Raw genomic sequence first — 17,740 nt, 5'->3', positions numbered from 1 at the left:
CCGGAGGCCATCGCGGCGCGCATGGAGTTGAAGAACTGGACGAGCGTGTCGGCTTCGGCAGGACGGACAGCCCCCGCCCGCCGGCAGCGTGGCGTCGACCTCCTTGGTGAAGGCCGGGCGACGACCCTCGTCCATCGCCCGGCCTGACCGTACCCCCGTCACTCGTTGTGCAGCACCTCGGCGATCGGCAGCCGGGCCGCAGAGCGGGCCGGGATGAGCGCACCGAGTACGGCGATCACCAGGCCGGCGAAGGCCAGCAGGATGAGCAGCGGCGCATGCCAGACGTCCAGCATCGATCCCGGGAGGTCGATTTGCGCCGCGCGGGCCATCGCCGGCATCACCAGGCGGTGGGCGAGGACCCCGAGCGGGAGGCCGATAACGCCGCCGACGGCGCCCAGAGCCGCCATTGAGCTCATCATCATCAGCGTGACCTGCCGGGGTGTCATCCCGATGGACTTGAGCATGCCCAGGTTTCGGCGGCGCTCGCGAGTGGTGAGTACCACGGTGTTGAAGACACCGAGCGCGGCGACCGCAGCCAGCATCAGGGTGAAGAGTGATGCGAAGCTGACGACGCTCAGGGTCCCCTGGTTCAGCTCGTACGTGTGCTTCACGGGATACAGACCGGGCCCGGACGCCTTCTTGAACGCGGTCACGAAGGCATCGGCGTCGGTGCCCGGGGCGAGCTGGACCATGTATCTGCTGGCCCGCTGGTCCGGTGCGAGCTCCGTCAAGGTGGCCCAGTTGGAGAGCATGCCGTCTGGGTCGTTGGCCATCAGCTGCCCGACGATGGTCACCGGGACCTGCTTGGCTCCCAGATCCACGGTGAGTCGGTCGCCAACTGCCAGACCACGCTGCCTCAGGAAGCCTCCCGAGACAACGATCTCACCCGGCCCGTCCAGCCAGTGTCCTTTGACCATCGTGTAGTTCAGGCTTGCGGAGTCCCCGCGCAGGAACTGGCCGTTGAGGATCTGTGTGGAACCGGCGAACTTGACGTTCTGCCATGTGCTGGCGGTGACGCGGACCGCACCCAGGGAGCGCATCAGGGATTCCGTCCGGGCATCGCTCAGCGTCGGTGCGGGCTGATCGGGGCGATGGCCGCCGACGGTCACATAGACCTGGTACGTGCCGTTGTGCTCCTCCGCGTTTCCATAGGCCGTCATGGTCTTGCCCAGGCCGCTCGCGAAGGTCACGGTGGTGACACCGAGGACGATGGCAGCCATGGTCAGTGCGGTGCGCGCCGGGCGGGCGAAGGGCTGGCCCAGCCCCAGGCTGACCGAACGCGGCAGTCGGGAGGCGCCGAGCCGGCGTTGGACACCCAGTCCGCGCCCAGCGCGTGGTGTGCTGCCCGCGCTGATCGCCTCGGCCGGGGAGAGCCGGTGGGCTCGCAGGGCGGGGCCAAGTGCGGCAAGAGCGACCACCATGGGCATGCCCAGCAATGAGACGGCATCCACCCAGTAGGCGAGGCTCACACTCTGTACCCCGAGCCCCTGGAACGCACTGAGCAACAGGGGTTGTGCCAGGAGGTTGCCGAGGACAGTGCCGACCAGGCAGCCGAGAACCGCGGGAACGGAGATCATCAGGACATAGACCGCGGCCACCTGGTTCGGGGTGAAGCCCAGCGCCTTCAGCACTCCGATATGCCTGAAGCCCGAAACGACCGCGCCGCTGACCACGTTGGCGACGATCAGGATGGCGACCACCAGCCCGAGGACGCCGAACGTCATCAGGAACGGGACGTAGGCGTCGGTTTGGACGGCGACGGTCTTCCTCAGGGCCAGGTAGGACTGTGATCCGGTCAAGGAGCCCTGCGGCAGGCCCGCAGTGACCGTCGCCACATCGGCGCGGATGTCCTCGTCCGTCGCGGAAGCGGCGAAGCGGTACAGCATCTGGCTGGTTCTCGGATGCAGGGCCATGAGCTGGTCCGGTGTCACCCACGCACCGGCCGACTGGCTCACGCTGTAGGCGTAGCCGACGACCCTGAGCTTCGATCCGTCAGGCAGCGGGAGCACGTAGTCGGACGGGAACGACGCATTGCGCCCGAACGGGGGGCTGTTCAGGACGATCTCGCCAGGACCGGTGGGCCAGCGGCCGGCCCACAGATTCAGATGGTCCACCGGGCTGTTCGGACCGGAACGATCCACCACCGTCATCGGTCCGGCCGAGAAACCCGGCGTCGCGTCAGGGACGTTGACGATGGCCTCGGCGAACGGCCCGGCGGCAGCCTTCACTCCTGGGCTCCGAGCCATCTGCGTCAGTTGCGCATCCGACACCTTGGAGCTGTCGAAGGTAGCCACGACATGGGCTCCGTGCTGCTGGGAGAACGCGTCGTCGAAGGGAGCCGCAGCAGCCGCCATCAGCCCCAGCGCGACCACGATCGTCGCGGTGGAGAGCAGGACGACTATGCCGATGATGGTCGTCTGCAGCTTCCGGCGCTTCACAGCTGCCCGTGACGCCCGCCGAACGGCGCTCATGCCGCCCGCTCCATCGTGCTCTCGCGCGCCACCTGGCCGTCCGCGACCTCGACCAGGCGGCTCGCGCAGCGGGCGGCCAGGTTGGGGTCGTGGGTGACGATCAGCAGGGTCTGCCCGATCTGGTTGAGGTCGATCAGCAGGTCCATCACCTGCTCGCCGGAGCGGCTGTCCAGCGCGCCGGTGGGCTCGTCCGCGAGCAGCAGGGCCGGGCGGTTCATCAGGGCGCGGGCCACCGCGACGCGCTGGCGTTCGCCGCCGCTGAGCGTGGCCGGGTAGGTGTCCTTGCGGTGTGCGACACCTAGTTCGTCGAGCAGCTCCAGCGCGCGGCGGCGAGCCTGGCGGGCCGTGGTGCCGGTGAGCTGGGCGGCCAGGGCGACGTTGTCGAGTGCTGGGAGGTCGTCGATGAGGTTGAAGAACTGGAAGATCATGCCGATGTGGCGGCGGCGGAACAGGGCCAGTCCGGTCTCGTTCAGCTGCCCGAGGTCCTGCCCCTGAACCCGGACGGTGCCGGAGGTCGGCCGGTCCAGCCCGGCCACCATGTTCAGCAGCGTGGACTTGCCGCAGCCGGAGGGCCCCATGACGGCGACCGCCTCGCCCGCCCGGATCCGCAGGTCGACGCCGTCGAGGGCCTTGGCGTCTCCGAATTCCTTGTGGACCTCGGACAGCTCGACGACGACCTGCGCGCCGTCCTGCCGGGTGCTCCCGGCGGGATCATTATTCATGGAACCCGACGGTAGGAGCGGCGGCCCCGGCGGGGCGTCCCACCCCGGGTGTAACCTTCCGCGGCCGTAGTACCTGGGATGTACCAGGGCGGCACCCCCGGATGATGTGGATCAAGACCTGAGCTGGGAAGCTGGCGACGTGTGGGGAACGGAGACGGGCTGGGTTGCCGCCCTGGTGGCGGCGGCCGCGGTCGGCTGGCTGGTCGCGACGGCCCGGGCGCGACGGGCGTACCGGGCGGCGATCGGCGAGCGCGGTTGGCTGCTGGAGCGGGAGCGGGAGAGCGCGGCACGCACGGCCGTCGAAGCCGAGCGGGCCAGGATCGCAGCAGAGCTGCACGACATCGTCAGCCACAACGTGAGCCTGATGGTCGTGCAGTCCTCGGCCGCCCGCGAGGTGCTCACCACCGCGCCGCAGGAGGCGGCCGCCGCGATGGCCGCCGTCGAGGCGGCGGGCCGGAACGCGATGACCGAACTGCGGCACCTGCTGGGCCTGCTGGCCCCCGCGCAGGACGGCCGCGACGACCAGGCAGAGGCCGAGTTCGCGCCGCAGCCGAGTCTGGCCCGGCTCAGCCCGCTGATCGACCGGTTCGCCTTCGCCGGCCTGCCGGTGGAGGTGCGGATCTCCGGCGAGCCGAGGCCGCTGCCCGGTGGCATCGACGTGACGGCGTACCGGATCATCCAGGAGGCGCTGACCAACGCGCTCAAGCACGGGGACGGGGGGAAGGTCGAGGTGACGGTGCGGTACGCGGACCACTACCTGCGGGTGGAGGTGCTCAACAGCGGGCCGAGCGTGCTCGCCGGCGACGCGGTGGCCGGACGGCAGCCCGCCGACGGGGCCGGGCGCGGGCTGCTCGGCCTGCGCGAGCGGGTCGCGGTGTACGGCGGCGACCTCGACGCCCGGCGCAGGTTCGGCGGTGGCTTCCGGGTCCGCGCGCGCATCCCGCTGGACCGGCCATGACCGGGGCGGTTCCCCAAGGCGACGTGGAACACGGCGATATGGAACGCCGCCCCAGGGTGGTGATCGCCGACGACCAGGAGCTCGTGCGCACCGGCTTCCGGATGATCCTCACCGCGCGCGGCATCGACGTCGTCGCCGAGGCCGCCGACGGCGCCGAGGCGGTGGCCGCGGCCCTGGCCCACCGGCCCGACGTCGCGCTGCTGGACATCCGGATGCCCACCATGGACGGCCTGGAGGCCGCCCGCCGGATCCTCGACCGGCTCCCGCGGTGCAGGGTGATCATGCTGACCACCTTCGACCTGGACCACTACGTGTACGAGGCCCTCGCCGCCGGTGCGAGCGGCTTTCTGCTCAAGGACGTCACGTCCGCCCATCTCGCCGCCGCCGTACGGCTGGTGGACACCGGGGGCGCGCTGCTCGCGCCGTCGATCACGCGTCGCCTGGTCGAGCGGTTCGCGGGAGGCACCCCGGCGCTCCACCGCGACCTGACCCCGCTGACGCCGCGCGAGGTGGAGGTGCTCACGCTACTCGGGCGCGGGCTCTCCAACACCGAGCTGGCGGGTGCGCTGACGCTGAGCGAGTCGACGGTGAAGACCCATGTGGCCCGGATCTTCGCCAAGTTGAACCTCCGCGACCGGACGCAGGCGGTGGTCCTGGCGTATGAGACCGGGCTCGTCGCGCCGGGAGGTGGGTGAACGGGCACACCGTCCTCGTGCTCACCCTCTTCGCCGGAGCCTGCGGGCACCGCGCGCGACTCACCCACTCCCGAGCGAGACCGAGGACGCGTCTACCACCGCTGCGGCTGCCGCGACGACCACCGCCGCCGGCCCGGCACCGCCTGACCCCGCAGGCAGTCCGCCGTCCCCCGGAACCGCGAGAGCTGAGGTTCCGTGGCTCTGGCGGGTAGTCGACTGTCAGCCGATCGCACTGACCAGAGCCTGGGCCGGGGCCGGTTGCGCCGTCCTCGTCCCTGGCCGTCACGAGTACCGCGGCGTCGTCGACGCCACTGCGGCGTCGTCTTCGGTTCGTCCGGCGCCGACCACGACCGAGCCCATGCCCACTGCGTCGGTGCCGGCGCCCGTGCGGCCTTGCCGGGCGATGCGGAGAACCCGGTGGATCCGGTGCACCGGAGTGTGATGCCGACCCATCCGAGGAGCTGACGCAGTGGTGGCCGGTCCGCTCTGCTCAGCGGGCCGGCCAGCCGGCTCAATGATGCCGGATCAGTTCCTGACGGGCAGTGTGATTCTTGCAGTCGGGTGGTTCGCCGTGCTGAACAGGACCGGGCCGTTGGTGGAGGGCGTGGTCCCGGAGCGCAGGGCGAGGCCGCCTGCGACGGTGTACAGACTCTCGTCGAAGGCCTGGCCGTTGGTGGGGGTCTTGCCGACAGCGAAGATGGAGACGCTGCGGCCGTTCACCATCGAGGTGGAGATGTAGTCGCCGACCGTGCTGCCCTGGGTGCTGCCGGCGACCTGGGCGAGCGACATGGGTCCGGCGACAGTCTGCAGAGTGCTCCAGGTGGCGCCGGCGTTGATGGAGGAGATGAAGCCGACCGCCAACTGGCAGGTGGGCCTGCTGCAGTTGGCGTTCGGGTGGAAGGAGCAGTAGAGGCCGAGCTCGGCGGTGCTGCCCGAGGTGGTGTGGTCGATGCCGAAGCCGGGGATGAAGTGGTCCACGCTGCTGATGGTGGCGTCGATCGGTACCCGCGTCACGGCGGACCAGGTGGTGCCGTTGCTGGAGGTCGAGTAGACGATGCCGTTGGAGGAGCAGCCGGAGCGGAAGCGGCAGTCCTGCCAGGCGACGTAGATGTTTCCGGCGGCGTCGATCTCGGCGGAGGGCAGGCCGCTACCGTGGCCCGTCGGGGGCACCGGCTCAGGCAGGCTTGCGCCACACGGAGATGTGCTTCCCGGAGTGCTCCGTGAACGGCGCCCCGTCCCAGTCCGCGACACGCCGTTCCAGTTCGAGCCCTGCGATCCGGGCCATCAGATCGAGCTCCGCCGGCCACGCGTACCGGTGCCGGGAGCTCTCGCGGCGGTACCGGCCGTCATCGCCGTCGCGGGTGAGGTGGTGCGAGACGAGGACCTGGGCGACGACGTCGAAGGTGTCGAAGCCGAGATGCCCCTCGGAGACATCGAACGGCACCGCGGCCTGACCGGGAGGCAGGCGTCGCAGCGGCGGCACGCCGAGCTCGATGACGAACCGGCCGCCGGGGGCCAGATGGCGTTCCGCGTTGCGGAAGCACTCGACCTGCTCGTCCTGTGTGAGCAGGTTCGAGATGGTGTTGTAGACGAGATAGACCAGGGTGAACTCGCCCGGTACGACGGTGGTGGCCATGTCCCCGATCGTCACCGGCAGGGTGTCCTCGCCGACCTTGCGCCGCAGGACCGCCGCCATGTCCTCGGACAGTTCGATGCCCGCCACCGGCACACCGCGTTCCCGGAGCGGGACGCCCACTCGACCGGTTCCGATGGCGAACTCCAACGCCCGGCCCTCTCCGGCGAGCCGGGCGAGGAACGCGAGGGTGGGTCCGAGGACCTCGGGCGAGGACATCGTGCTCTCCTCGGCGTCATAACGGTCGGCAGTCGCACGCGTCCACAGCTCACTGCTCGTCATGGGCGGTCACTCTGCCCGGTGCCGCGAGGGGCTGTCGACGCATTTTCCCGGGGCGCGGGCCCTTGAGGACGCTGTGTCGTGTGCAGCGTTCCCTGCGGCCCGCACCACCGCCGCATGTGGGAATTCGCCATCCCGGGGCCGCAGATGGAAGAAATCCTCCATCGCCGCGCTCTGGCTGGAGCTGCCGGGATCCGCGCTCGCACGCTGGCCCTTGGCCGCGCCGGACGCCCGCACCAAGGGACCGGCCCGGCGTGTCGACGACGGTGGAGAGGAACCCCGATGACTGCTGAGCGCGTGCTTTCGCCTGCCACGGCGACGGCGTACCGATGGCGCTGGACGGCGCTCACCGCCCTGCTGCTGGGCGAGGCGATGAACCTGCTGGACACGACCATCGTGCAGGTCGCCGCACCCGTGATCCACGCCGATCTGGGGGGATCGGTGTCCGACGTCCAATGGTTCACGACGGCCTACACACTGCCGTTCGCCGTGCTGCTGATCACGGGCGGCAGGCTCGGCGACATCGCGGGCCGCCGACGCATGTTCGTGGTCGGCGTAATCGGCTTCATGCTCGCGTCCCTCGCCTGTGCGCTGTCCCCCGCGCCGGATCCGCTGATCGTGTTCCGGGCGGTGCAGGGCGCCGCTGCGGCGTTGATCATTCCGCAGACCATCGGGCTGATCAAGGCGATGTTCTCCGGCGACGAGATGTCCAAGGCCCTGGGCAGCATCGGTCCCGTGATGGGCCTGGCCGCCGTCTGCGGGCCGGTGCTCGGCGGTGTCCTCACCCACGCCGACCTCTTCGGCTCATCGTGGCGTGCGGCGTTCCTGGTCAACGTTCCCGTGTCCCTGGTCGTGCTCGCCCTCGCTCCCAGACTGCCGGAGAACCGCGCCCCGAAGCGGCCCACGCTCGACCTGACCAGCACGCTCGCGGCCATGGCGGGCACCGGTCTCCTGGTGTACCCGCTGATCGGCGCCGACCTGTCCGCCATGTCCCCGTGGAGCTGGGGTGCCATCGCGGCGGGCCTGATCGTGATGGCAGTGTTCGCGCTGCACCAGCGCTCCGCGGCCACGGCCGGGCGCAGCCCCGTGGTGGAGCCGAGCCTGTTCGGCCACCGCGGTTTCCCGGCAGCCCTCGTGACATCCCTTGTGTTCTTCGCCGTGACGAACGGTTTGACGATGGTCGTCGTGCTGCAGCTTCAGCTGGGTCTCGGCACCGGCGTGCTCGGCGCGGGGCTGACACTCGCCCCGTGGTCGGTGGGGCTGGCCGTGGCGTCCTGGGCGTCAGGCGCCCACCTGGTCCGGCGTTGCGGACATCGCACGATGCCCCTGGGACTGTCCGTGCTCCTCGCCGGAGCGCTGGCGGCCATCGCGGTCTACCATGCCTCGGATCCCGCGAAGTACCCCAAGCCGTTGCTGATCGCGCTCTGCGTGATCGGTCTGGGCGCCGGGCTCTTCAGCCCCGCCTTCTTCACCCTCGCCCTCAAGCCGCTGCGACCGCAGGAGGTCGGATCGGCCGCGGGGCTCCTGAACGCCGTCCAGCAACTGGGCGCCACACTCGGGGTCGCCGTCCTTGGGAGCGTCTATCTCGACAATGCCGCGGCGGGAGGCCCCTCGGCCGCCCTGCACGGCGTCCAGGTGGCCTTCTGGGCGGGCGCCGCGCTGCTGTCGGTGAGCTTCGTGACCAGTGTGCTGATGGCTGAGAAGGCCGCGAAGGATGCCGTCACCACCACCGGTTCGGAGCACTGACCGAGACGGATCCACGCGGGCGCGAGTGCTCCGGTGCGGCGGCTTTGGCCGTCGTACCGGAGCGCGTGCCTGCCGGGCGTACGTGCCTTCACGACCGTCCGCGTGGAGGCGTGACGCTGAGCCGCGAGCGGGCGAGATCCGTGATCACCGGGCTCGCCGCCTTGACGTTCTGGAGCACCGGACTCGTCTCCAGGGAGCGGATCGCTTCCAGGGATCCGAGCCGGTGGACAAGGTAGTCGTGCAGGTCGGCGGGGTCCTTGCACAGCGCCTGGGCCACCAGGTTGGTGGGCCCGGTGGTGGCCGCGACGAAGGCCAGTTCGTCGTGACCCGCGAGTGTCGTCGCGACGTGCTCCAGACGCGCCGGGCTCACGGACATCCACAGCAGAGCCCGGGTGTTGGCGCCGAACAACGCGGCGTCCACCTCGACGTCGAAGAAGAGGGCCCCGCCCGCCCGCAGATCGGCCAGTCGGCGCGCCACGGTGGCCGCTGACCAGCCGGTCGCCCGGGCGAGTTCGGCGTGGTCGGTGCGGCCGTCCTTCTGCAGAGCCGTCAGCAGGTCCGCGTCCCTGTCTCCGAGTGGACGCGACAAGGGCACATTAACCGTCGAGTCCCGGTTGTCCGCTCGCAGGATGCGCTGCCGGTCCTCGTCGAGAGTCTCGGTACTCCGGCGCCAGTTGGTCGGGCCTCCGAGGTACATGTGGAGCAGGTAGTGGGCGGAGACCGCGGTGATGTCGCTGGTACGGGGGATGTCGCGCAGCAGCAGCGGATTGCCGCCGGCAGCGGCGTCAGTGGGGGCGTGGACGATGGCGACGATCTCGGTGCCGCCCGAGGTGAGCTTGACCCACGAGGTGTCCCGTCTGCGGGCCAGCGCGCGGGCGAGGTCCCGAGCCGAGCCCGCCGCTGTGGTGAGCCGGAGAATCCACTGCGTCTGGCCCGCCAGGTGGGGATCCGCGAGCCCGACGACCCTTAAGGACGCCTCGTGGCGCAGCCGCCGGTAGCGGCGGGCGACGGTCTGGGGCGAGACGTCCAGGGCGGCGGCGATCCGGCTGAAGGGCGCACGGCCGTCGATGTGCAGCGCGTGGATCAGGGCACGGTCCAGATCGTCGAGCATGCGCGCACATCCTTCACGGCGACCGCCGAAGATCAGGGGCGCGGCCCGTGGGACTGCTCGGCGGCTTCGGCGCGTTCGGTGTCCCTCTTCTTGATGCGCGCCGCTTCCTTGCGGACCTCGGCCTGCGTGGCGCGCTCCTTCTCCAGCCACTCGGGCCGGTTCTGCTTCAGGGCCTCGATCTGCTCGGTGGTGAGGGCTTCCGTCACCCCGCCGCGCGCCAGGCCCGCGATGGAGACACCCAGCTTCGCCGCGACCACCGGGCGGGGGTGCGGTCCGTCGCGTCGCAGCTCCAGCAGCCACTGGGGCGGATCGGCCTGCAGCGTGTTCAGCTCGGCGCGCGAGACGACGCCCTCCTGGAACTCGGCGGGCGTGGCGGGGAGGTACACGCCCAGCTTCTTCGCGGCGGTGGCCGGCTTCATCGTCTGGGGGGACTGGTGCGACTTCATGGTCTCCAGAATATCGGCCATGTGCGAGACGTCCGACCACGCCCGGTAACCTGGCGGAGTGACAGGCTCGGAAGCATCCCCCTCGTTCCGGCTCGCGTACGTCCCCGGGGTGACGCCCGCCAAATGGGTGCGGATCTGGAACGAACGCCTGCCCGACATCCCGCTGACCCTGCTCCAGGTGGCATCCCACGAGGTGTCGGATGTGCTGCGTGAGGGCGGGGCGGACGCGGGGCTGCTGCGGCTGCCGGTCGACCGCACCTTCTTCAGCGCGATCCCGCTCTACACCGAGGTGAGCGTGGTCGTGGTCCCCAAGGACCATGTGATCACGGCGGCCGAGGAGGTGTCGGTGAAGGACCTGGCCGAGGAGGTCGTCTTCCACCCGCTCGACGACGTCCTCGGCTGGGAACGGCCACCCGGTGAGCCCGCCTTCGAGCGTCCCGCCACGACGGCGGACGCGATCGAACTGGTCGCGGCAGGCGTAGGCCTCCTCGTCGTGCCGCAGTCGCTCGCTCGGCTGCACCACCGCAGGGATCTCACCTACCGGACGGTCGTGGACGCCCCGCAGTCGAGTGTCGCCCTGTCCTGGCCCGAGGGCGCGACCACCGATCTGGTGGAGGACTTCATCGGGATCGTCCGCGGGCGGACGGTCAACAGCACGCGGGGACGCAACGCCCCCGCGGCCCAGCCGGGGCGCAAGCAGTCCGACGCGTCGGCGGCACGGCGCAAGCCGGCGGCGGCGAAGAAATCCACCGGCAGGAACCCGCGGGGCAGTTCCGGCGGCTCCCGCGGTGCCGGCGGTTCCAAGGGCACGGGACGCGGCAAGCCCCGTCGCCGCTCCTAAGGCCGGCCCGCGGTCGGTCAGCGGCCTGCCGCGCGTCCGATCGACTCGACCAGGGGCAGCAGCCTGTGCGGTACACGCTCGCGCAGTGCCACCTCCGTGCGGGTGCGGACAACCCCGGGCAGGCTGATCAGTGCCTGGATGACGTCCTCGAGGTGCTCGTTGTCCCGCGCCACGACCCGGGTCATCAGATCACCGCCCCCGGTGATCGAGAACGCCTCCACGATCTCCGGTACGGCCGCCAGGGCGTCACCCACGTCGTCCAGGTGGCCCTGTGTCACCTCGATGTGCACGAAGGCGAGCACCGGGTGGCCCAGCGCGGCGGGGGAGAGTGAGGGCCCCGTTCCGGTGATCACCCCATCGCGCTCCAGACGGTCCAGCCGGGCCTGAAGCGTGCCGCGGGCGATGCCCAGGGTGCGTGCGTACTCGCGGACACTGGTCCGCGGCTGCTCGAGCAGCAGCCGCAGGATGCGGGTGTCGAGTTCATCCACAGACATGGTCCGTTGGCCTCCCTGTCACCTGAGTGGATCTTTCGTGACTGTACCAATGGCTCAGTCGATTCGGGCTCACTTGAGCCACTGCCGTAGTGATGGTTTGCTTACTCGTATCAATGGCGCCGCGCAGCGCAGGACCGGTGACGAAGCCGGAATCCGTGCCCGCGGCGCCATTTCCATGTCCTCGTGCCAGTGACGTCACCCGGGCATGCGGGCAATCAGGCGACACACAGGCAAGTAGTGGGGCGGGCGTCCGAAGGTGAAGAAGATGTTCACGGCTCCGGACCCGGGGCTGTTCCGGCTGCGGATCTCTCTGCGCGCGGTGCTCGGCATCGGCCTCGCCGTGACCGTGTGCGAGGCGGCCGGACTGCCGCTGTCCGCCTCGGTCACCGGCGGCCTCGCCGCGCTGCTCGCCCTGTTCACGGTCGCGGACCCGACCGTGCGCGGCCAGGCGATCACGACCGCGCTGCTGCCCTTCGCCGGGCTTCCGGTCCTCGCGCTCGCGAGCGCACTGCACGGCGTGCCACAGGCACGGGACGCGGCCTGGCTCGCGGTTGTCTTCGCCGGAGTTCACGCCCGCCGTTGGGGGCCGCGGGGCCATTCGGCCGGCGTCTTCGCGTTCATGATGTTCTTCGCCGCCCAGTTCCTGCGCGCGGTGCCGGACGAGATCCCGCGGTTGTACGCGGCTGTCGCGCTGTCACTCGCCGCCGCGTCAGCGGTGCGATTCGGCATGTGGTGCATCGAGCGCCGTACGCCCCTGCCCACGCCGCCGGCTCCCCTCGACGGGCGGGGCCTGGCCCGGCCCGCCACCCGTCAGGCGTTCCAGGCGACCGCCGCGTGCGCCTTCGCGATCGCCGCCGGTGAGGTGGTGTCCCATGACCGCTGGTACTGGGCCGTCGGCACCGCCTGGTGGATCTTCGTGAACACCGCCTCGCGCGGCGAGACGCTCGTACGAGGCTTCCGGCGGCTCCTCGGCACGGTGAGCGGCATCGCCGCCGGGCTCCTGGTCGCCGTTCCGCTGCACGGCGCCCCGGCGCCCACGGCCGCGCTCATCGCCGTCTGCGTGTTCGGGATCTTCTACACGGCGGCCCCGTCGTACAGCTGGATGATGTTCTTCGTGACCGTCATGGCGGGCCTGCTGTACGGCCTCCTGGGCGTGCTGCACCCCGGGCTGCTCGGCCTGCGCCTCGCCGAGACGGGCGTCGGGGCGCTCGGGGCGGCGCTCGCCGTCGCCCTCGTCCTGCCGGTCACCACCCATGCGGTCACCGACCAGTGGGTACGCCGTGCCCTGCACGCCGTGCACGGCTGCACCGCGGCGGCGGCCCGGCGGCTGGCGGGTGACGGCGAGGCGGATCCCGTGTCCCGTGCGGCGGAGCTGGAAGCGCTGCTGGCGCGTGTGCGCCAGGCACTCGCACCGCTGGTGCACCCGCTGAACCCGTTGCGGGCGCGCAAGGCGCGGGCCGGGCACGTGCTGGCCCTTCTCGACGAGTGCGCCCGGCAGACAGGGGGCCTCGTCGCCGTCGCCGCCGACCCTGACGCCTCGCACGACGCGCGCCTGACGGCCGCGTGCCGCCGCGTCGAGACCGCGGTGGAGGCGCTGCTCGGCGCGGTTCCCGAGGGCCCTCTCACGGTCCACGCGAGCGTTCCGGGCCACCACCCGGGCGCCGAGGAGGCTCTTGGCCATCTCCACGGCCTGGAACGAGCCCTCGTGTCCCTGGCCCCGCATCTGGGTAACCAACTGGGCAGCCCTTCACCGGTCCGCGTCTGACGTCGCCATCGGCGACGGGAACCCGGAGGGTATGTCGACGGGAGGGAACGGCAGTGGTGGACGGCGGCGGGCGGCGGCAGCGGGCGTACATAGGCTCCTTCACGACGGCCGGAGGGCGCGGGATCCTCGTCGCGGACGTGGACCCGGACAGTGGCGCCCTGCGCGTTCTCAGCGCCGTGGACGATCTGCCGGACCCGTCGTACCTGGCGATGTCGGGCGACCTGCTGTACGCGGTCAGCGAGACCCCCGACGGCATGGTCGCCGCCTACCGCCGGGACGGCGACGAGCTGAAGCTCATCGCCGAGCCCGTCCCCGTCGGCGCCGACGAACCCACGCATCTGAGCGTGCACGCGGGCCATGTCCTGACCGCCAACTACGGCTCCGGCAGCGTCACCGCCGTCATGCTGCGCGATGACGGCACCCCCGTCGTCGGCGCGGCGGCCGTGCTGCAGCACGAAGGCTCCGGGCCGGTCCGGGACAGGCAGCGCTTCCCGCACGCCCATCAGGTGCAGCCCGACCCCAGCGGCCGGTGGATCGTCTGTGTCGATCTCGGCACGGACTCCGTCCGCGTGGGTGCGCTGGAAGGCGGCGCCATGGCGTTGAAGCGCGAGATCCGGCTGCGTCCCGGGTCGGGGCCACGCCATCTGGCGTTCCACCCCGACGGGAGGCGTGCGTACGTCCTCAACGAGTTGACGCCGACCGTCATCAGCTGCGGCTGGGACGCCGAGAGGGGAATCCTCGAGCCGTTCGCCGAGACGTCCGTGCTGCCGGACGTACCCGTGGGCGACGCCTGCCCGTCCGGGATCGTCGTCTCACCCGACGGACGCTTCGTGTGGACCGCGACGCGCGGGCAGGACGTGGTTTCCGTGCTCGCCGTCGAGAACGACGGACTCCGCCTCGTGACCACGGTGCCGACCGGGGGAGTCTGGCCGCGGGCGCTCGCCCTGACCGGCGGATTCCTGTACGCGGCCAATGAACGGTCCGGCGATGTGACCTGGTTCGCCGTGGACCCGGATACCGGCGTGCCACTGCCGGGCGGCTCGGTGTCCGCGCCGGCGGCGTCCTGCGTCGTCTTCGGCTGAGCGGGGGTGATGTCGCCGTCCGGGCCGGTCATGCCGTCCGGGGCCGAGCCGCGAGAGCTTGTGCGGGTCCCGTCCATACCCGGGACCTCCCGGCACCGGCCACCGCGAAGGGCCCGCTCCGGAAGAGGAGGAGCGGGCCCTTTGTCGTACGAAGGTGTCCGTCGGGGCTCAGCGCACCGGAGCGCCCTGGACCTGCTGCGGGGCGATGCCGAGCGCCGCCGTGTACTTGGCGAGGGCCAGCTTGCCGATCGCCGGGTACGGGCCGAGCGCCTCGGCGGCCGCGCAGCCGGCCTCCTGGGCGGCGGCTTCGAGCAGGCCGGCCTCGAGCTCCGGACCGATCAGGTACGGGGCGAGCGCCAGCTGCTGCGAACCGGAGGAACGCAGCTGCTCGGCGACGGACGCGATCGAGCCCTCCTGGTCCACGGCCGCCGCCATCACCGGCACGGCGAGTCGCGCGGCCAGCAGCATGCCCGTGATCCCGGCGGCCTGTACGGCCTCGTCGCCGCCCACGGAGGCGAGGATGATGCCGTCGGCGGCGGTTGCCACGGTGAACAGCCGGGCACGGTCGGCGCGCGCCAGGCCGGACTCGGACAGACGGACGTGCAGGGCCTCGGCGAGCAGTGGGTGCGGGCCGAGGGCGTCGGTCAGGTCGGCCGCGACGCGGCTGTCCATGACGGCCTGGCGGACCCGGCGCAGCAGAGCGCTGTCCGGACCGGCCAGCAGCGGCACCACCACGGCGACGGGGCCGTCGGGCTCCTTGGCCTCCACACCTGCGGCGACGGCCTGCTCGAAGCGGGCGGTGCGCTCCTCGGCGGCGTGCGCGAGGATGGACTGCAGCGTGGGGAACTCGGAGTCGTCCCCGTCCAGGTAGCCGATCCGGGCGTCGAGGCCGGGGAGCTCGGAACGCGCGATGCTCACGACCTCCTCGGCGAGGCTGCGCGTGGCGGCACTGGGAGTGCCGGGCACCGCGAGGACCAGCGCGGGCGCCCCCTCGGGAGCCGCCAGGGGTTCCGGACGGCGGTGCCGACCGGGCTGGCGGGGTCGCGGCATTCGTACAGGCAGGCCGGATGCGGGGCCGGTGGAGGAGCTCATGGCGCCGCATGCTACTCACTTTGTGGGCTCCCCTGTTCGGGGAGGGGGCACGTGAGCGGTTTCCGTCCGGTTTTGTCTGATGAGTTACGTACCGATGAGAAGTGGTCGATACGGTCTGACTTTTCCATCACGTACCGGGATCAATTGCCTGCTTCCGGCAAGGGGAATCAGTCGCCCTTTTCGGTTGATATGTGCAGCAAGTGTTCGCTGCAGGGCAGTTCGGGACCGATCGGGGCGGTTCGAGTGCATGGCGGCGGTCCGCCCCACCGGCATCCCGCCCAGGGCGCAATCCAATCCGGCCTGCCCTCCGCGGGAGTTGGTCCAGCGGCTGGCAGGAATCGATCGTGAGCGCTTGTCGGGGGGAGTCCACATGGCGCGGTGGCGCTACGGCAGGCGCCAGTCCACCGGCTGTCCGCCCTGCCGGACGAGCAGGTCGTTGGCCCGGCTGAACGGACGCGAACCGAAGAATCCCCGGTCCGCCGACATCGGGGACGGGTGGGCCGACTCGACCGACGGCAGATCGCCGAGCAGCGGCCGAAGATTGCGGGCGTCACGTCCCCACAGGATCGACACGAGCGGCGTTCCGCGCGCGGCCAGTGCCCTGATGGCTTGTTCGGTGACCTCCTCCCAGCCCTTGCCCCGGTGCGCGGCAGGCCGCCGGGGCGCCGTGGTGAGCGCCCTGTTGAGCAGCAGCACGCCCTGCTGCGTCCAGGGCGTGAGATCGCCGTTGGACGGCGCGGACAGGCCCAGGTCCGTGTTCAGTTCTCTGAAGATGTTGATCAGGCTGCCTGGCAGCGGCCGCACCTCCGGGGCGACCGAGAACGACAGTCCCACCGCGTGTCCGGGGGTGGGATAAGGATCCTGGCCGACGATCAGGACGCGGACGTCGTCGAAGGGCTGCTGGAACGCCCGCAGAACGTGCGCGCCCGCGGGGAGGTATGTGCGTCCCGCGGCGATCTCCGCGCGCAGGAAGTCCCCCATTTCGGCGATCCGTCCGGACACGGGTTCCAGGGCTTTCGCCCAGCCGGGTTCGACGATCTCATGCAACGGTCGTGGTGCCACGGGCGTCACCCTACTGCCGGTCGGGTGCCGACGATCAACCGGTGGCCCGAGGACGACTGTGAATGATCGCCCGGGTGCCGAACCGGGTTCTCTGTGGGCGCTCGTGGCCGAAAGCGGCCGAGCGGTCCCGGTCAGGGCATACCCGACGGCCGGCGCGGCAGGCGGATGGGCGGCGCGTCAGGCGATCACCGCCGCTCGTACGCACAGGACGTCGGGCAGATGGGACGCGAGTTGCCGCCAGCTGTCGCCGTCGTCCGCCGAGGCGTACAACTCGCCGTTGCGGTTGCCGAAGTAGACGCCCGCGGGGTCTCCGTCGTCCGTGCACAGAGCGTCCCGCAGCACGGTCCCGTAATGGTGCTCCTCCGGCAGCCCGGCCGTGAGCGGCTCCCAGCTCCTGCCCGCGTCCGCGGTGCGGAAGACACGGCAACGGTGGCCGGCCGGGACGCGGTCCGCGTCCGCGTTGATGGGAAAGACGTACGCCGTCTCCCCGCGGTGGGGGTGCGTGGCCGCGGCGAACCCGAACGTCGACGGCAGCCCCTCGCCGATGTCCGTCCAGTGCGCCCCCGCGTCGTCGCTTCTGTACACACCCCAGTGGTTCTGCAGATACAGCCGGTCGGGAGCGGCCGCGTCCTGTGCGATCTTGTGCACGCACTGGCCGAACTCCGGGTTGGGGTCGGGCAGGAACACGGCGGAGACACCGGAGTTGGACGGCTGCCAGCTCTCGCCGCCGTCCCGGGTGCGGAACACTCCGGCCGTCGAGACGGCGACCGTCACGGCCTTCGGGTCCCGCCTGTCGGTGACCACGGTGTGCAGTCCCTCGCCGCCGCCGCCCGGCACCCACTTGTCCCTTGTCGGGTGCTCCCACAGGCTGCGCACAAGGGCGAAGCTCTCGCCCCGGTCCTCGGAGCGGTACAACGCGGCCGGTTCCGTGCCCGCGTACACCACGTCCGGTTCGGCGGCGGCCGGGTGCAACTGCCAGACGCGCTCCAGCGAAGCACCCGTGTCCTTCGGGAACTTGACGGCGGCCCGCGCCGGCTCGGTCCAGGTGCGGCCCAGGTCGTCGGAGTGGAAGACGGATGGTCCCCAGTGCGCGCTGTCCCCTCCGGCCAGCAGGCGCGGGCTCGGGCCCCGGGTATCGATCGCGACCGAGTAGACGGCCTGTGCGTTGAAATACGGACTCTCGTCGAACTCCCAGGCACCGCCCCGTCGTCTCCCGATGAACAGTCCTTTGCGCGTGCCCACCGTGAGTAGTACCTCGGCCATGCCGATCACCTCCGAAACGCCGTTGTTCCAGACATGGGCCAGTCTGCACCCCTGCACTGACACTCAGCCTAGGCCCTCTC

Annotated in this window: 16 protein-coding genes; 6 read left to right on the top strand and 10 right to left on the bottom strand. The window is 71.1% G+C overall.

The features are described 5' to 3' along the window. Positions 1-158 precede the first annotated feature (158 nt). On the bottom strand, positions 159-2,471 hold the full coding sequence (locus tag ABZ845_RS08755; protein WP_360974882.1) for an FtsX-like permease family protein: 2,313 nt from the start codon (positions 2,469-2,471) through the stop codon (positions 159-161). Continuing rightward, a complete protein-coding gene (locus ABZ845_RS08750) occupies positions 2,468-3,193 on the bottom strand; it encodes an ABC transporter ATP-binding protein (protein ID WP_360974879.1) in 726 nt (241 codons plus the stop codon). The genes ABZ845_RS08755 and ABZ845_RS08750 overlap by 4 nt, the downstream gene beginning before the upstream one ends. Before the next feature lie 139 nt (positions 3,194-3,332). Between ABZ845_RS08750 and ABZ845_RS08745 the strand changes: the two genes are divergently transcribed. Both ABZ845_RS08745 and ABZ845_RS08740 read left to right on the top strand, forming a co-directional pair. Beyond that, a complete protein-coding gene (locus tag ABZ845_RS08745) occupies positions 3,333-4,151 on the top strand; it encodes a histidine kinase (protein ID WP_360974876.1) in 819 nt (272 codons plus the stop codon). Continuing rightward, positions 4,148-4,846, top strand: a complete 699-nt coding sequence (locus tag ABZ845_RS08740) for a response regulator transcription factor (RefSeq protein ID WP_360974873.1) — start codon at positions 4,148-4,150, stop codon at positions 4,844-4,846. Before ABZ845_RS08745 ends, ABZ845_RS08740 begins: the two co-directional genes overlap by 4 nt. Before the next feature lie 525 nt (positions 4,847-5,371). On the opposite strand, the gene ABZ845_RS08735 is transcribed toward ABZ845_RS08740, so the two are convergent. Together ABZ845_RS08735 and ABZ845_RS08730 are read right to left on the bottom strand one after the other, a co-directional pair. Further along, positions 5,372-6,016, bottom strand: coding sequence for a hypothetical protein (locus ABZ845_RS08735; protein ID WP_360974870.1), 645 nt, complete (start codon positions 6,014-6,016; stop codon positions 5,372-5,374). A gap of 4 nt (positions 6,017-6,020) precedes the next feature. Then, the gene (locus ABZ845_RS08730) at positions 6,021-6,761 is read right to left on the bottom strand and encodes a class I SAM-dependent methyltransferase (RefSeq protein WP_360974867.1); all 741 of its coding nucleotides are present in this window, start codon (positions 6,759-6,761) and stop codon (positions 6,021-6,023) included. Positions 6,762-7,040: 279 nt separating this feature from the next. Between ABZ845_RS08730 and ABZ845_RS08725 the strand changes: the two genes are divergently transcribed. Then, entirely contained in the window at positions 7,041-8,504 is a 1,464-nt protein-coding gene (locus ABZ845_RS08725; RefSeq protein ID WP_360974864.1) for an MFS transporter, read from the top strand. Between the two features lie 88 nt (positions 8,505-8,592). Here ABZ845_RS08725 and ABZ845_RS08720 read toward each other — a convergent pair whose 3' ends face one another. Together ABZ845_RS08720 and ABZ845_RS08715 are read right to left on the bottom strand one after the other, a co-directional pair. Then, positions 8,593-9,615, bottom strand: coding sequence for an AsnC family transcriptional regulator (locus tag ABZ845_RS08720; RefSeq protein ID WP_360974861.1), 1,023 nt, complete (start codon positions 9,613-9,615; stop codon positions 8,593-8,595). 32 nt (positions 9,616-9,647) lie between these two features. Next, entirely contained in the window at positions 9,648-10,061 is a 414-nt protein-coding gene (locus ABZ845_RS08715; RefSeq protein WP_360974858.1) for a DUF5997 family protein, read from the bottom strand. A 58-nt stretch (positions 10,062-10,119) separates the two neighbouring features. Here ABZ845_RS08715 and ABZ845_RS08710 point away from each other — a divergent pair, with 58 nt between their 5' ends. Next, positions 10,120-10,902, top strand: a complete 783-nt coding sequence (locus ABZ845_RS08710; protein WP_360974855.1) for a LysR family substrate-binding domain-containing protein — start codon at positions 10,120-10,122, stop codon at positions 10,900-10,902. A gap of 17 nt (positions 10,903-10,919) precedes the next feature. On the opposite strand, the gene ABZ845_RS08705 is transcribed toward ABZ845_RS08710, so the two are convergent. Continuing rightward, positions 10,920-11,396 carry an Lrp/AsnC family transcriptional regulator gene (locus ABZ845_RS08705; protein ID WP_360974852.1) on the bottom strand — a complete coding sequence of 159 codons (477 nt, stop codon included), beginning with the start codon at positions 11,394-11,396 and terminating at the stop codon, positions 10,920-10,922. A gap of 265 nt (positions 11,397-11,661) precedes the next feature. Between ABZ845_RS08705 and ABZ845_RS08700 the strand changes: the two genes are divergently transcribed. Further along, on the top strand, positions 11,662-13,161 hold the full coding sequence (locus ABZ845_RS08700) for an FUSC family protein (RefSeq protein WP_360974849.1): 1,500 nt from the start codon (positions 11,662-11,664) through the stop codon (positions 13,159-13,161). A 53-nt stretch (positions 13,162-13,214) separates the two neighbouring features. Beyond that, positions 13,215-14,243: a lactonase family protein gene (locus ABZ845_RS08695; RefSeq protein WP_360974846.1), complete on the top strand. Its 1,029-nt coding sequence runs from the start codon at positions 13,215-13,217 to the stop codon at positions 14,241-14,243. A 168-nt stretch (positions 14,244-14,411) separates the two neighbouring features. Here ABZ845_RS08695 and ABZ845_RS08690 read toward each other — a convergent pair whose 3' ends face one another. From ABZ845_RS08690 to ABZ845_RS08680, 3 genes are all read right to left on the bottom strand, one after another. After that, positions 14,412-15,335 (bottom strand): hypothetical protein, encoded by a 924-nt coding sequence (locus ABZ845_RS08690; protein ID WP_360974843.1) that lies wholly within the window; start codon positions 15,333-15,335, stop codon positions 14,412-14,414. A gap of 384 nt (positions 15,336-15,719) precedes the next feature. Continuing rightward, positions 15,720-16,397 carry a uracil-DNA glycosylase gene (locus ABZ845_RS08685; RefSeq protein ID WP_360974840.1) on the bottom strand — a complete coding sequence of 226 codons (678 nt, stop codon included), beginning with the start codon at positions 16,395-16,397 and terminating at the stop codon, positions 15,720-15,722. 177 nt (positions 16,398-16,574) lie between these two features. Next, complete coding sequence (locus ABZ845_RS08680; RefSeq protein ID WP_360974837.1) at positions 16,575-17,660, bottom strand: exo-alpha-sialidase; 1,086 nt, start codon at positions 17,658-17,660, stop codon at positions 16,575-16,577. Between the last annotated feature and the right edge of the window lie 80 nt (positions 17,661-17,740).

It is taken from the genome of Streptomyces sp. NPDC047022 (assembly GCF_040644155.1).
In the GTDB taxonomy this organism is placed as follows: Bacteria; Actinomycetota; Actinomycetes; order Streptomycetales; family Streptomycetaceae; genus Streptomyces.
This window is presented reverse-complemented; position numbering and strand designations above follow the sequence as displayed.

Bases quoted from the DNA above. Each gene is read 5' to 3' on its own strand.
- ABZ845_RS08700 (WP_360974849.1), top strand. From the start codon at position 11,662: ATGTTCACGGCTCCGGACCCGGGGCTGTTCCGGCTGCGGATCTCTCTG.
- ABZ845_RS08730 (WP_360974867.1), bottom strand. From the start codon at position 6,761: ATGACGAGCAGTGAGCTGTGGACGCGTGCGACTGCCGACCGTTATGAC.
- ABZ845_RS08720 (WP_360974861.1), bottom strand. From the start codon at position 9,615: ATGCTCGACGATCTGGACCGTGCCCTGATCCACGCGCTGCACATCGAC.
- ABZ845_RS08705 (WP_360974852.1), bottom strand. From the start codon at position 11,396: ATGTCTGTGGATGAACTCGACACCCGCATCCTGCGGCTGCTGCTCGAG.
- ABZ845_RS08715 (WP_360974858.1), bottom strand. From the start codon at position 10,061: ATGAAGTCGCACCAGTCCCCCCAGACGATGAAGCCGGCCACCGCCGCG.
- ABZ845_RS08750 (WP_360974879.1), bottom strand. From the start codon at position 3,193: ATGAATAATGATCCCGCCGGGAGCACCCGGCAGGACGGCGCGCAGGTC.
- ABZ845_RS08690 (WP_360974843.1), bottom strand. From the start codon at position 15,335: ATGAGCTCCTCCACCGGCCCCGCATCCGGCCTGCCTGTACGAATGCCG.
- ABZ845_RS08740 (WP_360974873.1), top strand. From the start codon at position 4,148: ATGACCGGGGCGGTTCCCCAAGGCGACGTGGAACACGGCGATATGGAA.
- ABZ845_RS08680 (WP_360974837.1), bottom strand. From the start codon at position 17,660: ATGGCCGAGGTACTACTCACGGTGGGCACGCGCAAAGGACTGTTCATC.
- ABZ845_RS08755 (WP_360974882.1), bottom strand. From the start codon at position 2,471: ATGAGCGCCGTTCGGCGGGCGTCACGGGCAGCTGTGAAGCGCCGGAAG.
- ABZ845_RS08725 (WP_360974864.1), top strand. From the start codon at position 7,041: ATGACTGCTGAGCGCGTGCTTTCGCCTGCCACGGCGACGGCGTACCGA.